Origin of the sequence: Rhodococcus sp. IEGM 1307, from assembly GCF_030056915.1 — a bacterium.
GTDB lineage: Bacteria > Actinomycetota > Actinomycetes > Mycobacteriales > Mycobacteriaceae > Rhodococcus_F > Rhodococcus_F opacus_D.
This window is the reverse complement of sequence record NZ_JASHKW010000060.1, coordinates 1-2,328: the sequence shown is the minus strand read 5'-3', so window position 1 is coordinate 2,328 and position 2,328 is coordinate 1. Positions and strand designations below refer to the sequence as shown.

1 protein-coding gene is annotated in these 2,328 nt (G+C 67.8%); it reads right to left on the bottom strand.

Going from position 1 to position 2,328, the window contains the following annotated elements; all coding sequences use genetic code 11:
• The coding region (locus QM841_RS42795) for a condensation domain-containing protein (RefSeq protein WP_283336782.1) at positions 1–2,328 on the bottom strand (2,328 nt) is incomplete at both ends.

Below are 2,328 nucleotides of genomic sequence, written 5' to 3'. Positions count from 1 at the left end.
TGTTCGGCGCGCCATTCGAGATAATTGCGGTAGGGACGGGCGGGAGGCAACGCCGATGCCTGGTCGCCGGCGGCATAGAGTGCGAGCATGTCCGTCATCAGCAGTGGCATCGACCAGCCGTCGAGCAGGATGTGGTGGTTGGCGACGACCAGCTCGTACCGGTCCTCGGCGACGGTGACCAGTGTGAACCGGATCAACGGTGGTGCGGTCATGTCGAAGTGCGTGGCCTGATCGTCGGCCAGCAGTCGCGTCAACGCGTCCGGGCGAGTGGTGTCGTCGATTTCGCGGAGATCGACCTCGGACCATGGCACCGGCACCTTGTCGAGGACCAGCTGCACGGGTATGCCGTCGGCTCCGTCGACGAACGCCACCCGCAGGTTCGGGTGCCGATTCAGTACCGCCTGTGCCGCCGTGTGCAGCCGGGTGGCGTCCACCCGGCCGGTGAGGGTGAACACGACCTGCATCGAGTACACGTCGACCGACGACGCGGCCAACAGCGCGTGGAACAGCAGACCCGACTGCAGCGGCGTCAGGGGCCACACGTCCGTGACCGCCGGATACGCCGCTTCCCAGCGGTCGATGTCCGGTTGCTGTGCGGTGATCAACGGTAGATCCGACGGTGTCAGCCCGCCGGCGTCGGGGGTCTGCGCATGGGTGGCGAGGGCGGCGAGCGCAGCACACCATTTCTCCGCCAAGTCCTGCACATCGGTCCGCCCGATTGCACCGGTCGGGAACGTGAACGTGGCGCCCAGCACCGGACCCTCGCTGCCGTCGGTGACGATCGCATTGATGTCGACGACGCCGTTCGCCGGCATGTCGGCATCTCCCGGAGCGGCGATGTCGCCGAGATGGCCGCACGGTGCCCACTCCGCCCGCGGCATCTCGTTCGGTACACCACCGCCGGACACCCGGCCGAGGTAGTTGAAGCTGATCTGGCCGACCGGCAGTGACCGCAACTGCTCGGTTGTGTCCCGATTCAGGTAGCGCAGCAGCCCGTAGCCGATTCCCCTGTCCGGTAGCGACCTCAGCTGCTCCTTGATCGACTTGACCACCACACCGGCGCCGGCGCCACCGGTGAAGGCGTCGTCGAGGTCGGCGGCCCCGATATCCAGACGCACCGGAAACACGGTGGTGAACCATCCCACCGTTCGAGACAGATCCGCTCCCGCGGCAATCTGCTCCTGACGGCCGTGTCCCTCGAGTTGGATCAGCGTCGAGGATTCGAAGACCTGTCGCGTGCGCCGCCACCGGCTGACGGCCAATGCCAATGCCGCCAGCAGTCCGTCCTCGACGCCGCCGTGGAACAGTGTCGGCAAGGTCGTCAGGAGTGATGCCGTCACCGGTGCCGGTACGCTCACCTCGACCCGGTCGAGGGTGGATCCGACATCGACAGCCGCGTTGAACGGGCGGAGGCCCACTACCGGGTCGGGGGCTTGCAGCAGTGCCTGCCATATCGGTAACTCCGCCAGCCGCGCCGGGGCCGATGCCTCCTCGACCAACGCGTGCGCCCACCGACGCATCGACGTTCCGGTGGGATCCAACATTGGAGTGTGCCCAGCGGACACCTGCGCCCACGCGGAGGCCAAGTCGGGCAGGAGTATCCGCCACGACACCCCGTCGATCACCAGGTGGTGCGCGACGATCAGCAGCCGGCCCGGCCGCTGCGCGGTGCTGCATCCGGACCGGAAATCGAGCCACACGAACTGCACCATCACGCCCGTCGTCGGCGCCAACCGCCCCAACGCCGCATCCAATTGCGCCGCCGCCAACGCCGCCGCGGCTTGCTCGTCGAGATCGGCGGTGACCTCCACCCGACGAACAAGGCCGTCCACATCGACGGCATCCGACCCACCGACTTCCAGACCCCACCCGCGTTCGTCGCCGACAAGTCGAGAGCGGAAAATGTCGTGGTGCTCGAGCACGGCCTCGACCGTCGCCACCAACCCACCGCGCTCGATTCCGGGCGGCAACTCCACCCACATGTGTTGCGAGAATCGACCGAAGCCACCACCCCGCTCGATCAGCGCCGCCGCGACCGGGGTCAGCGGCATCCACCCGATGCCGCCGCCCGGCAACTCCTCGAGGGCCACCGGCTGTCCGGAGTCCTCGGGACGCTGCGCGACTGCAGCCAAGCCGCCGACGGTCCTGCGCTCGAATACATCGCGTGAGGAGAACACCACGCCCCGGGCTTTCGCGCGCGAGACCAACTGAATCGCGACGATGCTGTCGCCACCGAGAGCGAAGAACGACTCGTCAACCCCGACGCGGTCGACGCCGAGGACGTCGGTGAAGACGTCGGCGATGGTGTGTTCGGTGGGGGTGACCGGT